The sequence below is a fragment of the Mycobacterium sp. IDUB_28 genome (assembly GCF_055419285.1).
Genome location: NZ_JBVAXK010000013.1, coordinates 37563 through 58199 on the forward strand (window position 1 = coordinate 37563; position 20637 = coordinate 58199).

General features: G+C 67.5%; 21 protein-coding genes. 17 read left to right on the forward strand and 4 right to left on the reverse strand.

Translation table 11 applies throughout. The annotated features are described in order from the left end of the window. Positions 1-101: 101 nt before the first annotated feature. The 14 genes from ftsH to clpC1 all read left to right on the forward strand — a co-directional run bounded on the left by ftsH (position 102) and on the right by clpC1 (position 14553). Complete coding sequence (gene ftsH, locus ACZYZ9_RS22805; protein WP_463828543.1) at positions 102-2336, forward strand: ATP-dependent zinc metalloprotease FtsH; 2235 nt, start codon at positions 102-104, stop codon at positions 2334-2336. 15 nt (positions 2337-2351) lie between these two features. Further along, positions 2352-2954, forward strand: a complete 603-nt coding sequence (gene folE, locus ACZYZ9_RS22810; protein WP_463828544.1) for a GTP cyclohydrolase I FolE — start codon at positions 2352-2354, stop codon at positions 2952-2954. Then, positions 2951-3793 carry a dihydropteroate synthase gene (gene folP, locus ACZYZ9_RS22815; RefSeq protein WP_463828545.1) on the forward strand — a complete coding sequence of 281 codons (843 nt, stop codon included), beginning with the start codon at positions 2951-2953 and terminating at the stop codon, positions 3791-3793. Before folE ends, folP begins: the two co-directional genes overlap by 4 nt. Then, positions 3786-4187 (forward strand): dihydroneopterin aldolase, encoded by a 402-nt coding sequence (gene folB, locus ACZYZ9_RS22820; RefSeq protein ID WP_463828546.1) that lies wholly within the window; start codon positions 3786-3788, stop codon positions 4185-4187. The genes folP and folB overlap by 8 nt, the downstream gene beginning before the upstream one ends. Positions 4188-4194: 7 nt before the next feature. Next, entirely contained in the window at positions 4195-4710 is a 516-nt protein-coding gene (gene folK, locus ACZYZ9_RS22825; RefSeq protein WP_463828547.1) for a 2-amino-4-hydroxy-6-hydroxymethyldihydropteridine diphosphokinase, read from the forward strand. After that, positions 4710-5186 carry a DUF3180 domain-containing protein gene (locus ACZYZ9_RS22830; RefSeq protein WP_463828548.1) on the forward strand — a complete coding sequence of 159 codons (477 nt, stop codon included), beginning with the start codon at positions 4710-4712 and terminating at the stop codon, positions 5184-5186. Before folK ends, ACZYZ9_RS22830 begins: the two co-directional genes overlap by 1 nt. A gap of 77 nt (positions 5187-5263) precedes the next feature. Further along, positions 5264-6556 carry a DUF6779 domain-containing protein gene (locus ACZYZ9_RS22835; protein WP_463828549.1) on the forward strand — a complete coding sequence of 431 codons (1293 nt, stop codon included), beginning with the start codon at positions 5264-5266 and terminating at the stop codon, positions 6554-6556. 102 nt (positions 6557-6658) lie between these two features. Then, positions 6659-7570, forward strand: coding sequence for a Rossmann-like and DUF2520 domain-containing protein (locus ACZYZ9_RS22840; RefSeq protein ID WP_463828550.1), 912 nt, complete (start codon positions 6659-6661; stop codon positions 7568-7570). Then, positions 7567-8487 (forward strand): pantoate--beta-alanine ligase, encoded by a 921-nt coding sequence (gene panC, locus ACZYZ9_RS22845; RefSeq protein WP_463828551.1) that lies wholly within the window; start codon positions 7567-7569, stop codon positions 8485-8487. Before ACZYZ9_RS22840 ends, panC begins: the two co-directional genes overlap by 4 nt. Further along, on the forward strand, positions 8487-8906 hold the full coding sequence (gene panD / locus ACZYZ9_RS22850) for an aspartate 1-decarboxylase (protein WP_463828552.1): 420 nt from the start codon (positions 8487-8489) through the stop codon (positions 8904-8906). Before panC ends, panD begins: the two co-directional genes overlap by 1 nt. Positions 8907-8908: 2 nt before the next feature. Continuing rightward, positions 8909-9727, forward strand: coding sequence for a type III pantothenate kinase (locus tag ACZYZ9_RS22855; protein WP_463828553.1), 819 nt, complete (start codon positions 8909-8911; stop codon positions 9725-9727). 48 nt (positions 9728-9775) lie between these two features. Continuing rightward, positions 9776-11287, forward strand: coding sequence for a lysine--tRNA ligase (lysS, locus tag ACZYZ9_RS22860; protein WP_463828554.1), 1512 nt, complete (start codon positions 9776-9778; stop codon positions 11285-11287). A gap of 111 nt (positions 11288-11398) precedes the next feature. Beyond that, the gene (lsr2, locus tag ACZYZ9_RS22865) at positions 11399-11737 is read left to right on the forward strand and encodes a histone-like nucleoid-structuring protein Lsr2 (RefSeq protein ID WP_236978550.1); all 339 of its coding nucleotides are present in this window, start codon (positions 11399-11401) and stop codon (positions 11735-11737) included. Positions 11738-12030: 293 nt separating this feature from the next. Continuing rightward, positions 12031-14553 (forward strand): ATP-dependent protease ATP-binding subunit ClpC, encoded by a 2523-nt coding sequence (gene clpC1 / locus ACZYZ9_RS22870; protein WP_463828555.1) that lies wholly within the window; start codon positions 12031-12033, stop codon positions 14551-14553. A 79-nt stretch (positions 14554-14632) separates the two neighbouring features. Here clpC1 and ACZYZ9_RS22875 read toward each other — a convergent pair whose 3' ends face one another. Together ACZYZ9_RS22875 and mhuD are read right to left on the reverse strand one after the other, a co-directional pair. Next, the gene (locus ACZYZ9_RS22875; RefSeq protein ID WP_463828556.1) at positions 14633-15988 is read right to left on the reverse strand and encodes a serine hydrolase; all 1356 of its coding nucleotides are present in this window, start codon (positions 15986-15988) and stop codon (positions 14633-14635) included. Continuing rightward, positions 15963-16280 (reverse strand): mycobilin-forming heme oxygenase MhuD, encoded by a 318-nt coding sequence (mhuD, locus tag ACZYZ9_RS22880; RefSeq protein ID WP_463828557.1) that lies wholly within the window; start codon positions 16278-16280, stop codon positions 15963-15965. Before mhuD ends, ACZYZ9_RS22875 begins: the two co-directional genes overlap by 26 nt. 23 nt (positions 16281-16303) lie before the next feature. On the opposite strand from mhuD, the gene ACZYZ9_RS22885 reads away from it, so the two are divergent. Further along, complete coding sequence (locus ACZYZ9_RS22885) at positions 16304-17065, forward strand: alpha/beta fold hydrolase (protein WP_463828558.1); 762 nt, start codon at positions 16304-16306, stop codon at positions 17063-17065. 4 nt (positions 17066-17069) lie between these two features. On the opposite strand, the gene ACZYZ9_RS22890 is transcribed toward ACZYZ9_RS22885, so the two are convergent. Next, positions 17070-17981, reverse strand: a complete 912-nt coding sequence (locus ACZYZ9_RS22890; protein ID WP_463828559.1) for an HhH-GPD family protein — start codon at positions 17979-17981, stop codon at positions 17070-17072. Here ACZYZ9_RS22890 and ACZYZ9_RS22895 point away from each other — a divergent pair. Next, positions 17980-18609 carry a carbonic anhydrase gene (locus tag ACZYZ9_RS22895; protein ID WP_463828560.1) on the forward strand — a complete coding sequence of 210 codons (630 nt, stop codon included), beginning with the start codon at positions 17980-17982 and terminating at the stop codon, positions 18607-18609. The genes ACZYZ9_RS22890 and ACZYZ9_RS22895 overlap by 2 nt on opposite strands. Positions 18610-18714: 105 nt before the next feature. Next, positions 18715-19515, forward strand: coding sequence for a hypothetical protein (locus ACZYZ9_RS22900; protein ID WP_463828648.1), 801 nt, complete (start codon positions 18715-18717; stop codon positions 19513-19515). A gap of 21 nt (positions 19516-19536) precedes the next feature. On the opposite strand, the gene disA is transcribed toward ACZYZ9_RS22900, so the two are convergent. Next, a complete protein-coding gene (gene disA, locus ACZYZ9_RS22905; RefSeq protein WP_463828561.1) occupies positions 19537-20613 on the reverse strand; it encodes a DNA integrity scanning diadenylate cyclase DisA in 1077 nt (358 codons plus the stop codon). Positions 20614-20637 lie beyond the last annotated feature (24 nt).

Below are 20637 nucleotides of genomic sequence, written 5' to 3' on the forward strand. Positions count from 1 at the left end.
GCGCCCCGGCTCTGCCGGAGCTTGCTGTCGCCAGGGGCGGTAACCTGGACATTTCCAGCTGCGTGTATCGGGAAGGACCTGGCCGAGCCGGCCGATGATAGATGAACCGTAGAAACGTGATCCGCACAATTACGGTGATCGCCGTATTGGTGCTGTTCGGCTGGTTGTTCTTCTATTTCAGCGACGACACCCGCGGCTACAAACCCGTCGACACCTCGGTGGCGATGGCACAGATCAACAGCGACAACGTCGCGAGCGCGCAGATCGACGATCGCGAGCAGCAGCTGCGACTGACCCTGAAGAAGAGCAACAACGACACCGAGAACTCCGACAAGGTCATCACCAAGTTCCCGGCCGGGTACGGGGTCGAGCTGCTCAAGGCGCTGACCGCCAAGAACGCCAAGGTCAGCACCGTGGTCAACGAAGGCAGTCTGCTCGGCGAGCTGCTGGTCTACGTGCTACCGCTGCTGCTGCTGGTGGGTCTGTTCGTGATGTTCTCCCGCATGCAGGGCGGGGCCCGGATGGGCTTCGGCTTCGGCAAGTCACGAGCCAAACAACTGTCCAAGGACATGCCCAAGACCACGTTCGCCGACGTCGCCGGTGTCGACGAAGCGGTCGAGGAACTCTACGAGATCAAGGACTTCCTGCAGAACCCGTCCCGGTATCAGGCGCTGGGCGCCAAGATTCCCAAAGGCGTGCTGCTTTACGGCCCGCCGGGGACCGGCAAGACGCTGCTGGCCCGCGCCGTGGCGGGCGAAGCCGGTGTGCCGTTCTTCACCATCTCCGGCTCGGACTTCGTCGAGATGTTCGTCGGCGTCGGTGCGTCCCGGGTGCGGGATCTCTTCGAGCAGGCCAAGCAGAACAGCCCGTGCATCATTTTCGTCGACGAGATCGACGCGGTGGGCCGCCAGCGCGGCGCCGGGCTCGGCGGTGGGCACGACGAGCGCGAGCAGACCCTCAACCAGTTGCTGGTGGAGATGGATGGCTTCGGTGACCGTGCCGGCGTCATCCTCATCGCGGCCACCAACCGTCCCGACATCCTGGACCCGGCGCTGCTGCGGCCCGGTCGCTTCGACCGGCAGATCCCGGTGTCCAACCCGGACTTGGCCGGTCGCCGCGCGGTGCTGCGGGTGCACTCCAAGGGCAAGCCCATCGCTGACGACGCCGACCTGGACGGGCTGGCCAAGCGGACCGTCGGGATGACCGGCGCCGACCTGGCCAACGTCGTCAACGAGGCGGCGCTGTTGACCGCCCGCGAGAACGGCACCGTCATCACCGGCCCGGCCCTGGAAGAGGCCGTCGACCGGGTCATCGGCGGCCCGCGCCGCAAGGGCCGCATCATCAGCGAGCACGAAAAGAAGATCACCGCCTACCACGAGGGCGGGCACACGCTGGCCGCATGGGCGATGCCGGACATCGACCCGGTCTACAAGGTGACGATCCTGGCCCGTGGGCGCACCGGCGGGCACGCGGTCGCGGTACCCGAGGAAGACAAGGGTCTGCGCACCCGCTCGGAGATGATCGCCCAGCTGGTGTTCGCGATGGGTGGTCGCGCGGCCGAGGAACTGGTGTTCCGGGAGCCCACCACCGGTGCGGTGTCCGACATCGAGCAGGCGACCAAGGTGGCCCGCGCGATGGTCACCGAGTACGGCATGAGTGCCCGCTTGGGAGCGGTGAAATACGGCACCGAACACGGCGACCCGTTCCTGGGACGCACCATGGGCAACCAGCCGGACTACTCCCACGAGGTTGCCGGCGCCATCGACGAGGAGGTGCGCAAGCTGATCGAGGCGGCGCACACCGAGGCCTGGGAGATCCTCACCGAATACCGTGATGTGTTGGACACGCTGGCCGGCGAGTTGCTGGAAAAGGAGACCCTGCACCGCCCCGAATTGGAGGCGATCTTCGGCGACGTCGAGAAGCGGCCCCGGCTGACCATGTTCGACGACTTCGGGGGCCGGATCCCGTCGGACAAACCGCCGATCAAGACGCCGGGGGAACTGGCGATCGAACGCGGCGAGCCGTGGCCCCAGCCGGTGCCGGAGCCGGCGTTCAAGGCCGCGATCGCACGGGCCAGCAAGGCTGCCGAACAAGCTCAATCCGAGACGCAGGGCAACGGCGACAGCGGTTCTCAGGGTGCCAACGGTTCGCACGGCAGCACCCAGCCGGACTACGGCGCCCCCGCCGGCTGGCACGCCCCCGGGTGGCCGCCCAAGTCGTCCAATCGTCCACAATCAGCTCCCAGTTATCCCAGCCCGGATACCGAGACGGACCCCGCCGAGTCCGACCAGCGCGAGAAGGACGTGACTCGGTCCAACCCGCCGGCCCACGGCTGAATAACGGAGGCTTCAATGACGCAGCTGGATTCCAGGAGTACCCGGGTGCGGGAATTCGACCAGGCCCGCGCCGAGGCCGCGGTTCGCGAACTGCTCGTTGCGATCGGCGAGGACCCAGACCGAAATGGCTTGCGGGACACCCCTGCTCGTGTTGTCCGGGCCTATCGGGAGATATTCGCCGGCCTCTACACCGATCCGGCCTCGGTGCTGACCGCGATGTTCGACGAGGACCACGACGAACTGGTCATCGTCAAAGAGATCCCGATGTACTCCACCTGCGAACACCACCTGGTGTCCTTTCACGGGGTGGCCCACGTCGGCTACATCCCCGGGGTGGACGGCAGAGTCACCGGCTTGTCCAAGATCGCCCGCCTGGTCGACCTCTACGCCAAGCGCCCGCAGGTCCAGGAACGGCTCACCAGTCAGATCGCCGACGCGCTGGTGCACAAGCTGAATCCACGCGGGGTGATCGTGGTGATCGAGGCCGAGCATCTGTGCATGGCAATGCGCGGGGTGCGCAAGCCCGGATCGACCACCACGACGTCGGCGGTGCGGGGTCAGTTCAAGACCGACGCCGCTTCTCGGGCCGAAGCGCTCGATCTCATCCTGCGCAAGTGAGTCCGGCGCCCGTGCAGGTGATGGGAGTGCTCAACGTCACCGACGACTCGTTCTCCGACGGCGGGCGTTACCTGGACGCCGGTGGTGCCGTCGAGCATGGCCTGGCGCTGGCCGCCGACGGTGCGCAGATCGTCGACGTCGGGGGCGAGTCGACCCGGCCCGGCGCGGCGCGGGTGGACCCTGAGGTCGAGTCGAATCGCGTGGTACCAGTAGTCAAAAAGCTTGCTGCACAAGGTATTACAGTCAGTATCGACACTATGCACGCGTGCGTGGCGCGGGCCGCGCTGGAGAACGGCGCACAGCTCGTCAACGACGTATCGGGAGGGCGGGCCGACCCGGCGATGGCCCCGCTGCTGGCCGAAGCGCAGGTGCCGTGGGTCTTGATGCACTGGCGGCCGGTGTCGGCGGACCACCCGCACCGGGTCCCCGACTACGCCGATGTGGTCGCCGACGTGCGCGCGGATCTACTGGCCAGTGTCGACGACGCCGTGGCCGCCGGCGTCGATCCGGCCAATTTGGTGATCGATCCCGGTCTGGGATTCGCCAAGACCGGTCAACACAATTGGGCGTTGTTGCACGGCTTGTCCGAGTTGGTCGCCACCGGGCTGCCGGTGCTGGTGGGCGCCTCGCGCAAGCGCTTTCTCGGGACGTTGCTGGCCGGGCCGGACGGAACGCCCCGTCCGCCGGACGGGCGTGAGACGGCGACCGCGGTGATCTCGGCGCTGGCCGCCCTGCACGGGGCATGGGGTGTTCGGGTGCACGATGTGCGCGCCTCGGTCGACGCCCTGCGGGTGGTCCGTGCCTGGCAGGGCGGGAACGGGACCGGGCCCGATGGCTGATCGAATCGAGTTGCGCGGCTTGCGGATTCGCGGCCGGCACGGTGTGTTCGAACACGAGCGGCGCGATGGGCAGGAATTCGTCGTCGACATCACCGTGTGGATCGACCTGGCGCAGGCCGCCGCTGGCGACGACCTGGCCGACACCTACGACTACAGCGTGCTGGCCCAGTTGGCTGCCGACGTGATCGGGGGCACGCCGCGGAACCTGATCGAAACGGTCGGAGCCGAGATCGCCGACGAGGTCATCAAGGACGAGCGGGTGCACGCCGTCGAGGTGACGGTGCACAAACCGCAGGCTCCCATTGCGCAGCAGTTCGACGACGTCGCGGTGGTGACCCGACGGTCGCGTCGCGGCGGTCGGGGTTCGGTGATCCCGGCGGACCGAGCGGTATGACGCGCCGATGAGTCGCGTCGTGCTGTCCATCGGCTCCAACGTCGGTGACCGGGTGGCCGCGTTGCAATCGGTGGTCGACGGACTCGGCGACGCGGTCACCGCGGTATCCGGTGTCTACGAGACCGACCCGTGGGGTGGTGTGCCGCAGGACCCGTTCCTCAACGCCGTGCTGGTCGCCGACGATCCGGCCCGCACCGCGACCGACTGGCTGAGCTGCGCCCACGAACTCGAGCAGGCGGCGCAGCGTATCCGCGAACAACGGTGGGGTCCGCGAACGCTCGACGTGGACCTGGTGGCCTGTCACGATGCCGGCGGCGAAGTCGTCTGCCGCAGCAGCGAGTTGACGCTGCCCCATCCGCGGGCCCACCTGCGGGCCTTCGTCCTGGTTCCGTGGCTGGAGGTCGATCCCGGCGCCGAGTTGGGGCTCGACGGGAGTTCGCGGCCCGTCGCGGAGTTGATCGGCGCACTACGGCCCGCCGACCGGGCCGGCGTGCGGCCGACGTCGCTGAAGCTGGAGCGTTGATGGGCCCGACCCGCAAGCGCGACCTCACCGTGGTGGTGATCGGGGCGGCGGTGGTCGGCTACCTGCTGATCACGGTGCTTTACCGGTGGTTTCCGCCGATCACGATCTGGACGGGGATCTCGCTGCTGGTGGTCGCGTTCGCCGAGTGGCGGTGGGGGCGCTACGTGCGCACCAAGATCGACGACGGGGAGATCGGCGACGCGCCAGGCTGGCTGCACCCGCTGGCGGTGGCGCGCAGCCTGGTGGTGGCCAAGGCCTCAGCGTGGATGGGCGCGCTGGTGCTGGGGTGGTGGTTGGGCGTGCTGGTGTATTTCCTGCCGCGGCGGTCGTGGCTGCGGGCGGCCGCAGCCGACACCTCCGGCGCGGTGGTAGCCGCCGTGAGCGCGTTGGCCCTGATCGTCGCGGCGCTCTGGCTACAGCATTGCTGCAAGTCCCCGCCGGATCCGACCGAGCACGGCGAGGGCGTCGAAACCTGACGAAAGTCGGCTCGGCCGGAGAATCGCCGGACCGGCACGACACGCTGACTGACCTCGCCCGGGTACAGTTTCTGGCCATGACCGTTCTGTCCCGCGGCGCCCGAGTCCGGCGCGGCGGCCGCAGGCCGGGTTGGGTGCTCTTGACGGCGTTGCTGGTCCTGGCTATCGGGGCCAGTTCCGCGCTGGTTTTCACCGATCGCGTGGAACTGCTCAAGCTCGCTGTGATCCTGGCGCTGTGGGCCGCCGTCGCCGGTGCGTTCGTGTCGGTGCTGTATCGCCGGCAGGCCGAGGCCGACCAGGCACGCGCCCGCGACATGAAGCTGGTTTACGACCTGCAGTTGGATCGCGAGATCTCCGCTCGTCGTGAGTACGAACTGACGGTGGAATCCCAGTTGCGCCGGGAGCTGGCCGCGGAGATACATGCGCAGGCCGCCGACGAGATTGCGGCGCTGCGGGCCGAACTGGCTTCGTTGCGCACCAACCTGGAGATTCTGTTCGACACCGATCTCGAACAGCGGCCGGCGCTGGAGACCCTGGGCAGGGACGGCACCCGTGCGTTGACGGACCGGGCCCCCGCCCAGAACGGCGAAATCCCCCCCGCGGACTGGGTGACCAGTGATCGGGTGACGGCGGTGCGGCGGGACGACCGGATCGTGCGCAGCGACGACACCGCCATCATCGATGTACCGGAGGAACCGCTGCTGCCGCCCCGCCCGCCCGCGCCGGTGCGCGAGCAACCCGCGCCGGTGCCGCAGTTCGCAGCCCCGGCACCCCCGGAAACGCCCGCCGAACCACGCCACCGCCCGCCGCCACAGGCTCCGCAACAGCCGGCGTGGCCGCAGCCGCCGGCGGCGTGGCCGCAGCCGCAGACGCCGCCAACTGCACCTTTGTTGCCGGAGCCGCGGCCGGAGCGTCCGGCCGAATGGCAGCCCGTCGCCGCCGCAGGGCAGTGGCTGCCGCCCGGGACACCCGGCAGTCGGTGGGCACCCTCCGACCCGGCCCCGCCCGGACAATCGGGCCGCAGGAGGCGCTACCGGGATGCCGAGGACGAGCCCGCCGGCGCTCACGGCGAGGCACCGTCCCAGTACGGCGGTCGTCGGTCCCGGTCGCGGCACTCCGCGGAGTACCGGGACCACGGGGTCGGCAGCTTCGCCCGGACCGAGGATTCCGGACCGGACGAGTCCGTCGCGCCGGCCGAGCCTGCGTCCCCGCGGTTGGCGCCCGCCCCCCCGGCATCCAGGCATCGAAGCGCCGACGCCGACGCGTCCGATGTCCCGGAGGAGCCGGCGGGTGGGCAGACGGTCGCAGACCTGATGGCGCGGCTCCAGGTCCAGCCGGGCGGTGGGCGCCGGCGGCGGCGTGACGGCTGACACGCTGTGCTGCGTCCGGCGGATCGACTAGAGTCTTGGTGACCGTCCGGTACCCGAATTGCGGGACTGGAACGAACAAAGACATCTGTGAGGTCGTCTGCGATGGTGCAGTTCGACGGTTTGCGCCCGGCCAGGCTCAAGGTGGGGATCATCTCCGCCGGCCGGGTGGGCACCGCACTGGGAGTCGCGCTGGAGCGCGCCGATCACGTCGTGGTCGCGTGCAGCGCCATCTCCCGCGCATCGTTGCTCCGGGCACAGCGTCGGCTGCCCGACACCCCGGTCCTGCCGCCGCCGGACGTCGCAGCCGCCGCTGAGCTGCTGGTGCTGGCGGTCACCGACAGCGAACTGCCCGGCCTGGTGTCCGGCCTGGCGGCCACCTCGGCGGTGCGGCCCGGGACCATCGTGGCGCACACCTCCGGCGCCAACGGCGTCGCGGTCCTGTCCCCGCTGAGCGAGCAGGGCTGCATTCCGCTGGCGATTCATCCGGCGATGACCTTCACCGGCGCCGATGAGGACATTGCCCGGTTGGCCGACACCTGCTTCGGCATCACCGCGGCCGACGACGTCGGCTACGCCATCGGGCAGTCGCTGGTGCTGGAAATGGGTGGCGAGCCGTTCAGTGTGCGCGAGGACGCACGTGTTCTCTATCACGCCGCGCTGGCCCACGCCTCCAACCACCTGGTCACGGTGCTGGCCGACGCGCTGGAGGCGCTGCGGACCGCGATCCGCGGCGGCGAACTGCTGGGGCAGCAGCCCGTGGAGAACCAGCCGGGTGGCATCGCCGAGCGCATCGTCGGACCGTTGGCCCGCGCGGCCCTGGAAAACACCCTGCAACGCGGACAGGCCGCACTCACCGGGCCGGTCGCCCGCGGGGACGCCGCCGCCGTCGCCGGGCATCTGCGCGCGCTGGAAGGCGCGGATCCGCACCTCGCACAGGCGTACCGGGTGAATGCGCTGCGCACCGCGCAGCGTGCCCATGCCCCCACCGACGTCGTCGAGGTGCTGGCGCGATGACCGCCGGCAAGGCGCCGACGTTCGACCGCGGCCGGCTGAACGTGTACGCCGTCCCGCGCGAGGTCTCCGAGGTCACCCGGGCGCTGCGGCACACCGGCCGTCGAGTCATGTTGGTGCCCACCATGGGAGCCCTGCATGACGGCCACCTGACGCTGGTACGCGCCGCCAAGCGGGTGCCGGGCTCGGTGGTGGTGGTGTCGATCTTCGTCAACCCGTTGCAGTTCGGTGCCAACGAAGACCTCGACGCCTACCCGCGCACCCTCGACCAGGACATCGCGATGTTGCGGGAGGAAGGCGTCGAGATCGTGTTCGCACCGACCGCCGCGGCCATGTACCCCGACGGCATGCGCACCACCGTGCAGCCCGGTCCGCTCGCCGCCGAGCTCGAGGGCGCCTCGCGCCCAACGCACTTCGCTGGGATGCTGACCGTCGTGGTGAAACTGCTGCAGATCGTGCGTCCCGATCGGATTTTCTTCGGCGAGAAGGACTATCAACAGCTGGTCCTGGTCCGGCAGATGGTCGCCGACCTGAATCTCGATGTGCGGGTGGTCGGAGTGCCCACGGTGCGCGAATCCGACGGGCTGGCGATGTCGTCGCGCAACCGCTACCTCGACCCGGCGCAACGTGAACTCGCGGTGGCACTTTCGTCGGCCCTGACGGCCGGGGCACACGCCGCGACGTTCGGTGCGCAGGCCGCGCTGGACGCGGCACAGGCGGTGCTGGACGCGACATCCGGCCTGCAGGTCGACTACCTGCAACTGCGCGACACCGAGCTGGGCCCGGTACCCACCGGCGGATCCGGCCGGCTGCTGATCGCGGCGCGGCTGGGCGCCACCCGCCTGCTGGACAACGTTGCAATTCAAATCGGAAATGTCGCCGACACCGCTGGGTCGGACGAATCACACTGGAGGAACTGATGTTACGGACGATGCTGAAGTCGAAGATCCACCGCGCCACCGTTACCCAGGCCGACTTGCACTACGTCGGATCGGTGACCATCGACGCAGATCTGATGGATGCCGCCGACCTGCTCGAAGGTGAACAGGTCACCATCGTCGACATCGACAACGGCGCCCGGCTGGTGACCTACGCGATCACCGGTGAACGCGGTAGTGGGATAATCGGAATCAACGGTGCCGCAGCACATCTCGTCCACCCGGGCGATCTGGTGATCCTGATCGCCTACGGAGCCATGGAGGATGCCGAGGCGCGCGCCTACCAGCCGCGGATCGTATTCGTCGACGCGGCGAACAAGCAGATCGACCTGGGCCACGACCCGGCCTTCGTGCCCGACGGCGTGGATGAGCTACTCGATCCGCGGATCGGCGTGCGATAACCGTGCTGCTGGCGATCGACGTCCGCAACACCCACACCGTCGTCGGCTTGCTGGCCGGGGTCAAAGATCACGCAAAAGTGGTGCAGCAGTGGCGGATTCGTACCGAGTCCGAGGTCACGGCCGACGAGCTGGCGCTCACCATCGACGGCCTGATCGGTGAGGATGCCGAGCGGCTGACCGGTGCCGCCGCGCTGTCCACCGTTCCGTCCGTGCTGCACGAGGTGCGCATCATGCTCGAGCAGTACTGGCCGTCGGTGCCGCATGTGTTGATCGAGCCCGGCGTCCGCACCGGCATCCCGCTGTTGGTCGACAACCCCAAAGAGGTCGGCGCCGACCGGATCGTCAACTGCCTGGCGGCATTCAGCAAGTTCGGCAAGGCCTCGATCGTCGTCGACTTCGGCTCGTCGATCTGCGTGGACGTGGTGTCGGCCAAAGGGGAGTTTCTCGGGGGCGCGATCGCGCCCGGCGTGCAGGTGTCCTCGGACGCCGCGGCGGCCCGCTCGGCGGCGCTGCGCCGGGTCGAACTGACCCGGCCGCGGTCCGTGGTGGGCAAGAACACCGTCGAGTGCATGCAGGCCGGCGCGGTGTTCGGTTTCGCCGGCCTGGTCGACGGACTGGTCGGCCGCATCCGCGACGATGTGCAGGGTTTCGCGGCCGGTGAGGACGTCGCGGTGGTGGCCACCGGACACACCGCACCCCTGCTGTTGCCGGAACTGCACACCGTCGAGCACTACGACAAACACCTGACCCTGGATGGCCTGCGGATGGTCTTCGAGCGCAATCAGGACGCCCAGCGCGGCCGGCTCAAGACCGCGCGCTGACAGTCGCAATTGGGGCGCACGCCGCGGGTTCATTTAAGCTGGCACGTCGTGAGTGCCCCCGATCGAGAATCCGCCGCGGACCTTCCCGAACAGTTTCGGATTCGCCGGGACAAGCGCGCTCGCCTGTTGGCTGAAGGCCACGATCCCTACCCGGTGGCTATCGAGCGCACGCACACGTTGGCCGAAATCCGGGCCGCCTACCCCGATCTGCCGACCGATACCGCCACCGAGGACGTCGTCGGCGTCGCCGGCCGGGTGGTCTTCGCGCGCAACACCGGCAAGCTGTGTTTCGCGACTTTGCAGGACGGCGACGGCGCGCAGTTGCAGGCGATGATCAGCCTGGACAAAGTCGGCCGGGAGTCCCTGGACGCGTGGAAGGCCGACGTCGACCTCGGCGACATCGTGTATGTGCACGGCACCGTGATCAGTTCACGTCGCGGCGAATTGTCCGTTCTCGCCGATTCCTGGCAGATGGCCGCCAAGTCGCTGCGGCCGCTGCCCGTTGCACATAAAGAGATGAGCGAGGAGGCGCGGGTACGGCAACGCTACGTCGACCTGATCGTGCGCCCGCAGGCGCGCAGCGTGGCCAGGCAGCGGATCGCCGTCATCCGGGCGCTGCGCAACGCGCTGGACCGGCGCGGATTCCTCGAGGTCGAAACGCCCATCCTGCAGACGCTGGCCGGTGGTGCGGCGGCGCGACCGTTTGTCACCCATTCCAATGCCCTCGACATCGACCTGTACCTGCGGATCGCGCCGGAACTGTTCCTCAAGCGCTGCATCGTCGGTGGTTTCGACAAGGTCTTCGAACTAAATCGAGTGTTCCGAAACGAGGGAACCGATTCCACGCATTCCCCGGAATTCTCTATGCTGGAGACCTACCAGACCTACGGCACCTATGACGATTCGGCACTGGTCACCAGAGAGCTTATTCAAGAGGTTGCCGACGAGGCGATCGGAACCAGAGAACTTCCGATGCCGGATGGCAGTGTGTACAACATCGACGGAGAATGGGCAACTCTGGAGATGTATTTATCGTTGTCCGATGCGCTCGCTGAAGAGATCACACCGCAGACTTCGGTGCAGACCTTACGTGCGATCGCGGCCCGACTAGATGTCGAGATTCCGGACGATCGTGGCTTTGGTCACGGCAAACTCGTCGAAGAACTCTGGGAGCACGCAGTGGGCAAGAGCTTGACCGCGCCCACATTTGTCCGGGATTTCCCGGTGGAGACCACGCCTTTGACGCGCCAGCACCGCAGTATTGCCGGAGTCACCGAGAAGTGGGACCTCTACCTGCACGGAGTCGAGCTGGCAACCGGCTACTCGGAATTGAATGACCCGGTAGTGCAACGCGAGAGATTTGCCGATCAAGCACGCGCGGCAGCCGCCGGTGACGACGAGGCTATGGTTCTCGATGAGGATTTCCTGGCCGCTCTGGAGTTTGGTATGCCGCCGTGCACTGGTACCGGAATGGGTATCGATCGGTTGTTGATGTGTTTGACCGGTCTGTCAATTAGGGAGACTGTTTTGTTCCCGATTGTTCGGCCGCACTCCAACTGAACTGCTCTTGTGTCGGATTGAGTATTTCCACTTCCTATGGCAGATTAGAGAACCGGGGAGTCTATCCGAACTGCATCTCTAACTGCACAGGAAGAACATGAGGGTAAGCCAATGGCGAAAAAAGTGACCGTCACCTTGGTCGATGATTTCGACGGTGCCGGCGCCGCCGACGAAACCGTCGAATTCGGGCTTGACGGGGTGACCTATGAGATCGACCTTTCCAGTAAAAATGCGGCGAAACTGCGTAACGACCTGAAGGGTTGGGTCGCGGCCGGACGTCGGGTCGGCGGCCGGCGGCGCGGGCGTTCGGGTTCCGGGCGCGGTCGCGGCGCCATCGACCGCGAACAGAGCGCCGCGATCCGGGAATGGGCGCGTCGCAATGGTCACAACGTCTCGACCCGGGGGCGCATCCCGGCCGACGTCATCGACGCCTTCCACGCGGCCACGTAGTCGCGACCGATCGGCACTGCTAGTACGCGCGATCCGGCGTCCAGGTATTAAACCTGGGCGCCGGTTTTTTGCATTTCGCTTGTGGCGTAGCGATCACCGCCGGAGATGGGAAACGCATTGTCGCTTTTCCCCGTTATTCTCTTGTGCTCCGGCGTCGCTGCGCACCGTGAGGTTAGTGCCCTGACGGGCCGAGCATTAGAGTGGATGGCAGGTACGCGGTAGTCGGCCCCTGTGCCGGCAGATGTCTTTGCACGACGGAGCTACCGATGGTGAGGGAGAGCAGGTAATAACCGATGTTTGAACGTTTTACCGACCGTGCCCGCAGGGTGGTCGTTCTGGCTCAAGAAGAAGCCAGGATGCTCAACCACAACTACATCGGCACCGAGCACATCCTGCTGGGTCTCATTCACGAGGGCGAAGGCGTCGCGGCCAAGTCGCTGGAATCGCTGGGAATCTCCCTGGAGGGTGTCCGCAGCCAGGTCGAGGAGATCATCGGACAGGGTCAGCAGGCACCGTCCGGGCACATCCCGTTCACCCCGCGCGCCAAGAAGGTCCTCGAGCTGAGCCTGCGGGAGGCCCTGCAGCTCGGCCACAACTACATCGGCACCGAGCACATTCTGTTGGGCTTGATCCGCGAGGGTGAGGGCGTGGCGGCGCAGGTCCTGGTCAAGCTGGGTGCCGAGCTGACCCGGGTGCGTCAGCAGGTCATTCAGCTGCTCAGCGGCTATCAGGGCAAAGAGGCCGCGGAGGCCGGTACCGGTGGTCGCGGCGGCGAATCCGGCAGCCCGTCGACGTCGCTGGTGCTCGACCAGTTCGGTCGCAACCTGACCGCGGCCGCCATGGAAGGCAAGCTGGACCCGGTCATCGGCCGCGAAAAGGAAATCGAGCGGGTCATGCAGGTGCTGAGCCGCCGCACCAAGAACAACCCGGTGCTGATCGGCGAGCCCGGCGTCGGCAAGACCGCCGTCGTGGAGGGCCTGGCGCAGGCCATCGTGCACGGCGAGGTTCCCGAGACGCTGAAGGACAAGCAGCTCTACACCCTGGACCTGGGATCGTTGGTGGCCGGCAGTCGCTACCGCGGTGACTTCGAGGAACGCCTGAAGAAGGTGCTCAAGGAGATCAACACCCGCGGCGACATCATCCTGTTCATCGACGAGCTGCACACGCTGGTGGGTGCCGGTGCTGCCGAGGGTGCGATCGACGCGGCCAGCATCCTGAAGCCGAAGCTGGCCCGCGGTGAGCTGCAGACCATCGGCGCCACCACGCTCGACGAGTACCGCAAGTACATCGAGAAGGACGCCGCCCTGGAGCGCCGCTTCCAGCCGGTGCAGGTGGGCGAGCCGACGGTGGCCCACACCATCGAGATCCTCAAGGGGCTTCGGGACCGGTACGAGGCCCACCACCGGGTCTCCATCAGCGACTCTGCGATCGTGGCCGCGGCCACCCTGGCCGACCGCTACATCAACGACCGGTTCCTGCCGGACAAGGCAATCGACCTGATCGACGAGGCCGGCGCCCGGATGCGTATCCGGCGCATGACCGCTCCGCCAGACCTGCGCGAGTTCGACGAGAAGATCGCCGACGCGCGCCGGGAGAAGGAGTCGGCGATCGACGCCCAGGACTTCGAGAAGGCCGCCAGCCTGCGGGACCGGGAGAAGCAACTGGTCGCCCAGCGCGCCGAGCGGGAAAAGCAGTGGCGCTCCGGGGACATGGACGTGGTCGCCGAGGTCGACGACAACGAGATCGCCGAGGTGCTGGGCAACTGGACCGGTATCCCGGTGTTCAAGCTCACCGAGGCCGAGACCACCCGGTTGCTGCGCATGGAGGACGAGATCCACAAGCGAATCATCGGCCAAGTGGATGCCGTCAAGGCCGTCTCCAAGGCCATCCGCCGTACCCGCGCCGGGCTGAAAGACCCCAAGCGCCCGTCGGGTTCGTTCATCTTCGCCGGCCCGTCCGGGGTCGGGAAGACCGAGCTGTCCAAGGCGCTGGCCAATTTCCTGTTCGGCGACGACGACGCGCTCATCCAGATCGACATGGGCGAGTTCCACGACCGCTTCACCGCGTCGCGGCTGTTCGGTGCCCCTCCGGGCTACGTCGGCTATGAAGAGGGTGGCCAGCTCACCGAGAAGGTGCGGCGCAAGCCGTTCTCGGTGGTGCTGTTCGACGAGATCGAGAAGGCGCACCAGGAGATCTACAACAGCCTGTTGCAGGTCCTCGAAGACGGACGACTCACCGACGGTCAGGGCCGCACGGTGGACTTCAAGAACACCGTGCTGATCTTCACGTCGAACCTGGGCACCTCCGACATCTCCAAGCCGGTCGGCCTCGGGTTCAGCCAGAGTGGCGGGGACAACAACTACGAGCGGATGAAGCAGAAGGTCAACGACGAGCTGAAGAAGCACTTCCGCCCGGAGTTCCTGAACCGCATCGACGACATCATCGTCTTCCACCAGTTGACTCGCGAAGAGATCATCCAGATGGTCGACCTGATGATCGAGCGGGTCGGCAAGCAGCTCAAGACCAAGGACATGTCGATGGAGCTCACCGACAAGGCCAAGGCACTGCTGGCCAAGCGCGGCTTCGACCCGGTGCTGGGTGCCCGTCCGCTGCGGCGCACCATCCAGCGCGAGATCGAGGACCAGCTCTCGGAGAAGATCCTGTTCGAAGAGGTCGGTCCGGGGCAGGTCGTCACCGTCGACGTCGAGAACTGGGACGGCGAAGGCTCGGGCGAGGAAGCGAAGTTCACCTTCACCGGTGCGCGTAAGCCGACCGAGCCGGACTTGGCCAAGGCCGGGGCGCACGAGGCCCAGTAGCAGGAGTCGTCTGACGACGGCTGCTCCGCTGGCCCGGCGCCGCTCGTAAAACTATCGGCCGGCGACCAGGTCCTCGGGGTCAGCGCGGTTCGATCAGCGCGAAGGCCTGCTTGGCGACCTTGAGCATCCAGCTGGTCACCGTCGGCCCGTGATCGCGCGGCCAGTTCAGCTGGAAGCTGACCACCCAGGGTTGGCCGGTCTTGTCGACGGCGTACCAGCTGAACGTCAGATCTCCGGGCAGGCCGCCGGCTTTCGCGCCGATGTACGGCCACACATTGCGGTCCAGCTGGATGCCGGCAACGGCGGACAGGATCTTCCGCACAGGTGCGGCGGGACCGACCGCGTCGGCCTGCAGCGCCAGATGCACCCGGCAGATGTCCTCAGCGGTGCCGTACCATTCGGCGCCGAACGCCGAGGCCGGAGTGTGCGCACGAGTCGGATCAGGTTGATAGACAGTGGAATTCGCCTGCGCGAGCAGCGCGGCGCGCTCCTGCTGGGAGGCGTGCTGCCACCGCTCCCGCAGATCGGGCTGTCCCCAGCCAACCGAGAACAGCTCGTACATGGTGGGGAAGGGCGTCATGCTGGCCGGATCGTGGTGGCCGGCGGTGGCCAGGGCTTCCTCGACAGCGTGGGTGCCCAACCTGTCGATCAGCAGATCGGTCGCCATGTTGTCGCTGTTGGCGATCATCTTCTCCGCCGCCGTGCGCACCGAAACGTGATCGCCGGGGGCCAGTTCCAGCCCGGAGGACCCGACGGCTTTGCTCTTGGTGGTCACGGTCAGCTGGTCCTCCCAGGACACCGTGCCGCGCGTGACCGCGGTGGCGAGAGCATGCAGCACGTACAGCTTGAAGATCGACGCCAGCGGCAGCGCTGTCTCGGTGTTGGCGCCGGCCACCCGGGCACATTGGCCGTTGTCGATCTTGGCCACCTGGTAGGAGTAGCGGGCGCCGGTCTTGCTCAGCACAGCGTCGACATCACGCCACGCGGTGATCGGCGGGGGTGGTTGGGTGTCGAGATCGAACCGGTCGACCTGGCCGGTGTCGTCGGTGTGTATCCGGATGTCCTGTCGCGCACCGTAGGACGAGATCAGGTGCAGGGTGGCCACGTTGGCGCCGATGTCCACGCTGTTGAGGTCGAACGGCCGGTCCCACCAGAGGCTTTCCATGGTGGCTTGCACCGAGTCGACCTTGTCCGGGGTGGCCAGGGTGCCGACGCCCACCGGTCCGATCGGCCAGTCGGAGTTGAGCATGTCCAGCGTCTGCTGGGCCCGCAGACCTGGGGGAGTGGTGGTTTCGATCCGGCGCCCCGGGTTCGCCGCGTTCGCCGAGGGCGTCGGGGACGACGCGCACCCGGGGGTCAGCGTCACCACCAGCGCGGCGGTCGCGGCCAGCGCCGCGACGCGGCGCCGGTTACTCAGCGGGCGCGTTGCCTGCAACGTCGAGCACGACCTCGAATTCCAGCAGCGAAGCGCCGGTGGCCACCGGGTTCTTGTTCATCCCGGCGTGGGCCTGGATGGCCGGCCCACTGGCCCACGCCTGGAACGCTTCATCGGATTCCCAGTGCGTCACGACGAAGTAGCGGTCTTCACCCTTGACCGGACGCAGCAGCTGAAAGCCGAGGAAACCCGGCGAGTTCTCCACCGCGTGGGCGCGATGAGCAAACCGCTTCTCCAGCTCCGGACCAGCGTCGGCAGGCACCTCGATTGCGTTGATCTTCACCACTGGCATTCCGTTAGGTTACCGTGCCCGGCATGGCCCCCGATCTGTTGACCCACCGCGGCGGACAGGGCAGGCCACTGGTCCTGGTGCACGGCCTGATGGGCCGCGGGACCACCTGGTCCCGCCAGTTGCCGTGGCTCACCCGGCTGGGCGCGGTCTACACCTACGATGCGCCCTGGCACCGCGGTCGTGACGTCGACGATCCCCAGCCGATCAGCACCGAACGTTTCGTGGCCGACCTCGGCGACGCGGTGCACGGTTTAGGTGTACCGGTCACGCTCGTCGGGCATTCGATGGGCGCCCTGCATTCGTGGTGTCTGGCGGCCGAGCGCCCCGAGTTGGTCGCGGCGCTGGTGGTGGAAGACATGGCACCGGACTTCGTCGGGCGTACCACCGGTCCCTGGGAGCCGTGGTTGCACGCCCTACCGGTCGAATTCGACTCTGCGGAGCGGGTATTCGCCGAATTCGGTCCTGTTGCCGGACAGTACTTCCTGGAAGCGTTCGACCGCACCGAGACGGGTTGGCGGTTGCACGGTCACACGGCACGGTGGATCGAGATCGCCGCGCAGTGGGGACTGCGCGACTACTGGGCGCAGTGGCGGGCGGTGCGCGCGCCGAGCGTGCTGATCGAGGCCGGCAACTCCGTGACCCCGCCGGGACAGATGCGGAAAATGCACGAAAGTGACGTGCCGACAACGTATGTGAATGTCCCCGCAGCCGGCCACCTGGTGCACGACGAGGCGCCGGAAGTGTACCGGCGTGCGGTCGAAACATTCGTGACCGGTGTGGCCTGAAAACTCACTCCTCGCCGGCCAACGCGAAGCGGCCGTCGGCGGTCTGGGTCACCAGGCCGTCGTCCAATAACGAATACAGTGCCCGGTCTCGTTGCGCGGGGTCGCTCTGCCAAGCGAGATCCAACTGCGCGCGGGTGACTGGAGAGTCGTTGTCGCGCAACACATCCATCAGCCGACCCCGGACCTGACGATCGGTCCCGGCGTAGCTCTGCACGCGCCGCGCCGGCCCGGTCGCAGCCGGGAAGCCGGCCCGTCGCCAACTGCAGTCGTCGAGCGGGCACACCCCGCATTTCGGGGCGCGGGCCGTGCACACCAGGGCGCCCAGTTCCATCAGTGCCACCGAAAACCTGGGCGCGCGTTCGTCATCGGGCAGCAATGCACTCACGTCGGCGTGGTCACGGACGGCCGACGGCGTCCCCGCATCGGCGCGCCCGTGCACGGCACGGGCCACTACCCGGCGCACGTTGGTGTCCACCACCGGCACCCGCCGGCGATAAGCGAAGCACGCCACCGCCCGCGCGGTGTAGCTGCCGACACCCGGCAGCGTCAACAGGACCTCGACGTCGTCGGGGACCACATCCCCGTGGTCGCGTGCGATGACAATCGCACACTCGTGCAGGCGCTTGGCCCGCCTCGGGTAACCCAACTTGCCCCACGCCCGCAGCACGTCCGCAGCGGTGGCGGCGGCCGTCGCCGACGGCGTGGGCCAGCGCTGCACCCATTCGGTCCAGATCGGCAGCACCCGGGCCACCGGTGTCTGCTGCAGCATGAATTCGCTGACCAGGATCTGCCAGGCGCTGACGTCGGGCTGCCGCCACGGCAGGTCACGCTGGGTTTTCTCATACCAGCTCAAAAGATTGGCGACTGATATGTACGCGGAGTCAATCACCGGGCGGTGCGGCACAATGTCAGACATGCCCAACAGCAACCCGATCTCCGCATGGAAAGCACTCTGTGAGGGTAACGAGCGATTCGTCGCCGGTAAGCCTCTGCACCCCAGCCAAAGCGTCGATCACCGCGCCAGCCTGGCGACCGGCCAGAAGCCGACCGCGGTCATCTTCGGTTGCTCGGATAGTCGGGTGGCCGCCGAGCTGATCTTCGACCAGGGCTTGGGCGACGTGTTCGTGGTCCGTACGGCTGGGCAGGCGATCGACGCGGCAGTGCTGGGATCGATCGAGTACGCGGTGGCAGTTCTGGAAGTGCCGTTGGTCGTCATCCTCGGCCATGACAGTTGTGGCGCGATCAAGGCCGCATTGAGCGCCCTCGACGACGGTGACATACCGGTCGGTTTCGTGCGGGATCTGGTGGAGCGGGTCGTGACGACGATTCTGATGGGCCGTCGTGACGGGCTGTCCCGGGTCGACGAGTTCGAGGCGCGCCATGTACGTGAAACGGCTGCGCAGCTGATGGAGCGTTCGACCGTCATCTCGGACCGTGTGGCGGCCGGCACGGTGGGGATAGCCGGTGTGACCTATCGCCTGGCCGAGGGACGGGCGGTGCTGGTGCATCACGAGGGCGACATCGGAGCCGAGCCGCAGAGCTGATCGCTCGATGCGCTGGCCGCCACTACACGGCAATCGGCCAGCTAACTCGGCGACACGCCGAGGCAGGTCAAGCGAGTCGGCGTGACCTGGCCCTACCGTGGGAATGTGCTGGATCTGGAACCACGAGGCCCGCTACCTACCGAGATCTACTGGCGGCGCAGGGGACTTGCCCTGGGCATCGCGGTCGTCGCGGTCGGGATCGCCGTAGCCATCGTCATCGCATTCGTCAGTAGTAGCGCCGGAGCGAAGCCTGCTGACAAGCCGACCTCGGCTCAGGGACACCCGGGGTCGGACGCACCCCAGGCGCCGGGGGCGCAGTCGCCGCAGCCGGCCGGACAGACGCAGGCCCCGGCCGGCGCGCCGCCGGGAACGATCAACCCCGAGTCGCCCACGCCGACGGCTGCGGTGCAGCCGCCACCGGTGCTCAAAGAGGGTGACGACTGCCCGGACTCGACGCTGGCGGTCAAAGGACTGACCAACGCGCCGCAGTACTTCATCGGCGACCAGCCGAAATTCACGATGGTGGTCACCAACATCGGGCTGGTGTCCTGCAAACGCGATGTCGGAGCCGCCGTGCTGGCCGCCTACGTGTACTCGCTGGACAACAAGCGGCTGTGGTCCAACCTGGACTGCGCGCCGTCCAACGAGACCCTGGTCAAGACGTTCACCCCGGGCGAGCAGGTGACCACCGCGGTGACCTGGACCGGCATGGGGTCCGCGCAGCACTGCCCGCTGCCACGACCGGCGATCGGACCCGGCACCTACAACCTGGTCGTCCAGCTCGGAAATCTGCGCTCACAACCGGTTCCGTTCGTGCTGAACCAGCCACCGCAACCACCCGGGCCTGCCCCCGCACCGGGACCCGCCCAGGCACCGCAACCCGAGGCGCCGCCGTCGGGCGGATAGCCGCCGGGGATCACTGACTTCTCAGTGATCCGCGATCGTGGACTCGGCCAGTTGCGAGAGTCCTTCGCGCACGTGTCGGGCCCACATCGCCCCGATGCCGTCGACGGACTGCAAATCGTTGGCGCTGGCCGCCAGCAGCCCCTGCAACGTTCCGAATGACCGCACCAGCAGGTCGACGTGGGCGAACTGCAGCCGGGGGATGCCGTCCATGGCGCGGTAGCCGCGCGGGCTCAGCGCCGAATCCTGTGCCTCGGCGCTCGTCGGATATCCGAAGACCTTGGCCAGTGCGGTGAGTTCGAGCAGGTCGGTGTCCGACAGCGCGTCCAGCTCGTTGAGCGTGGCGGCGATCTGTGCCGTGGTCGGCGGTTCAGGGTTGGCGTGGTAGTCGCGCACGATCAAATCGCGGGCGGTGTCGTTGCCGCCCAGCAGTTCCTCCAGCTGTAGGCGCAGTTGGCGGCCGTCGGTGCCCAGCTCCACAGCGTCGGAGTCGATGGCCAGGCCGATGCGGCGGACCAGCTCGAGCCGCTGCACCACCGTCATCACGTCGCGCAGTGTCACGAAATCTTCGATCTCGGCCCGTGAGAGCTGCCGGCTGACCTCGTCCAGGCGTGTCTTGTACCGTTCCAGGGTTGCGATGGCCTGGTTGGCCCGGGACAAAATGGTCGCGGAATCGGCCAGGACGTGGCGTTCGCCGCCGACGTACACCGTCACGATGTTCATCGAGTGGCTGACCGAGATCACCGGGTAGCCGGTCTGGATCGCGGACCGTTCCGCCGAGCGGTGCCGGGTCCCCGACTCGTCGGTGGGTATCGACGGGTCCGGGACCAGCTGGACGTTGGCCCGCACGATGCGGCTGCCGTCGGTCGAGAGCACGACGGCGCCGTCCATCTTGCACAGTTCGCGCAGCCGGGTAGGTGCGTAGCGCACGTCGAGCGAGAAGCCGCCGTCGCAGATGGCTTCGACGCTCTCGTCGTGGCCGAGCACGATCAGGGCGCCGGTGCGGCCACGCAAAATGCGTTCCAGGCCGTCGCGCAGCCCGGTGCCGGGGGCTAGACGGGCGACAGCTTCACGCAGGGTCGGACGGGTCACAGCGTGCATTCTGCTATGCCGCGCGGTCCGGCG

Bases quoted from the DNA above. Each gene is read 5' to 3' on its own strand.
- ftsH (WP_463828543.1), top strand. From the start codon at position 102: ATGAACCGTAGAAACGTGATCCGCACAATTACGGTGATCGCCGTATTG.
- folE (WP_463828544.1), top strand. From the start codon at position 2,352: ATGACGCAGCTGGATTCCAGGAGTACCCGGGTGCGGGAATTCGACCAG.
- folB (WP_463828546.1), top strand. From the start codon at position 3,786: ATGGCTGATCGAATCGAGTTGCGCGGCTTGCGGATTCGCGGCCGGCAC.
- folK (WP_463828547.1), top strand. From the start codon at position 4,195: ATGAGTCGCGTCGTGCTGTCCATCGGCTCCAACGTCGGTGACCGGGTG.
- ACZYZ9_RS22830 (WP_463828548.1), top strand. From the start codon at position 4,710: ATGGGCCCGACCCGCAAGCGCGACCTCACCGTGGTGGTGATCGGGGCG.
- ACZYZ9_RS22835 (WP_463828549.1), top strand. From the start codon at position 5,264: ATGACCGTTCTGTCCCGCGGCGCCCGAGTCCGGCGCGGCGGCCGCAGG.
- ACZYZ9_RS22840 (WP_463828550.1), top strand. From the start codon at position 6,659: ATGGTGCAGTTCGACGGTTTGCGCCCGGCCAGGCTCAAGGTGGGGATC.
- panC (WP_463828551.1), top strand. From the start codon at position 7,567: ATGACCGCCGGCAAGGCGCCGACGTTCGACCGCGGCCGGCTGAACGTG.
- panD (WP_463828552.1), top strand. From the start codon at position 8,487: ATGTTACGGACGATGCTGAAGTCGAAGATCCACCGCGCCACCGTTACC.
- lsr2 (WP_236978550.1), top strand. From the start codon at position 11,399: ATGGCGAAAAAAGTGACCGTCACCTTGGTCGATGATTTCGACGGTGCC.
- clpC1 (WP_463828555.1), top strand. From the start codon at position 12,031: ATGTTTGAACGTTTTACCGACCGTGCCCGCAGGGTGGTCGTTCTGGCT.
- mhuD (WP_463828557.1), bottom strand. From the start codon at position 16,280: ATGCCAGTGGTGAAGATCAACGCAATCGAGGTGCCTGCCGACGCTGGT.
- ACZYZ9_RS22885 (WP_463828558.1), top strand. From the start codon at position 16,304: ATGGCCCCCGATCTGTTGACCCACCGCGGCGGACAGGGCAGGCCACTG.
- ACZYZ9_RS22895 (WP_463828560.1), top strand. From the start codon at position 17,980: ATGCCCAACAGCAACCCGATCTCCGCATGGAAAGCACTCTGTGAGGGT.
- ACZYZ9_RS22890 (WP_463828559.1), bottom strand. From the start codon at position 17,981: ATGTCTGACATTGTGCCGCACCGCCCGGTGATTGACTCCGCGTACATA.
- disA (WP_463828561.1), bottom strand. From the start codon at position 20,613: ATGCACGCTGTGACCCGTCCGACCCTGCGTGAAGCTGTCGCCCGTCTA.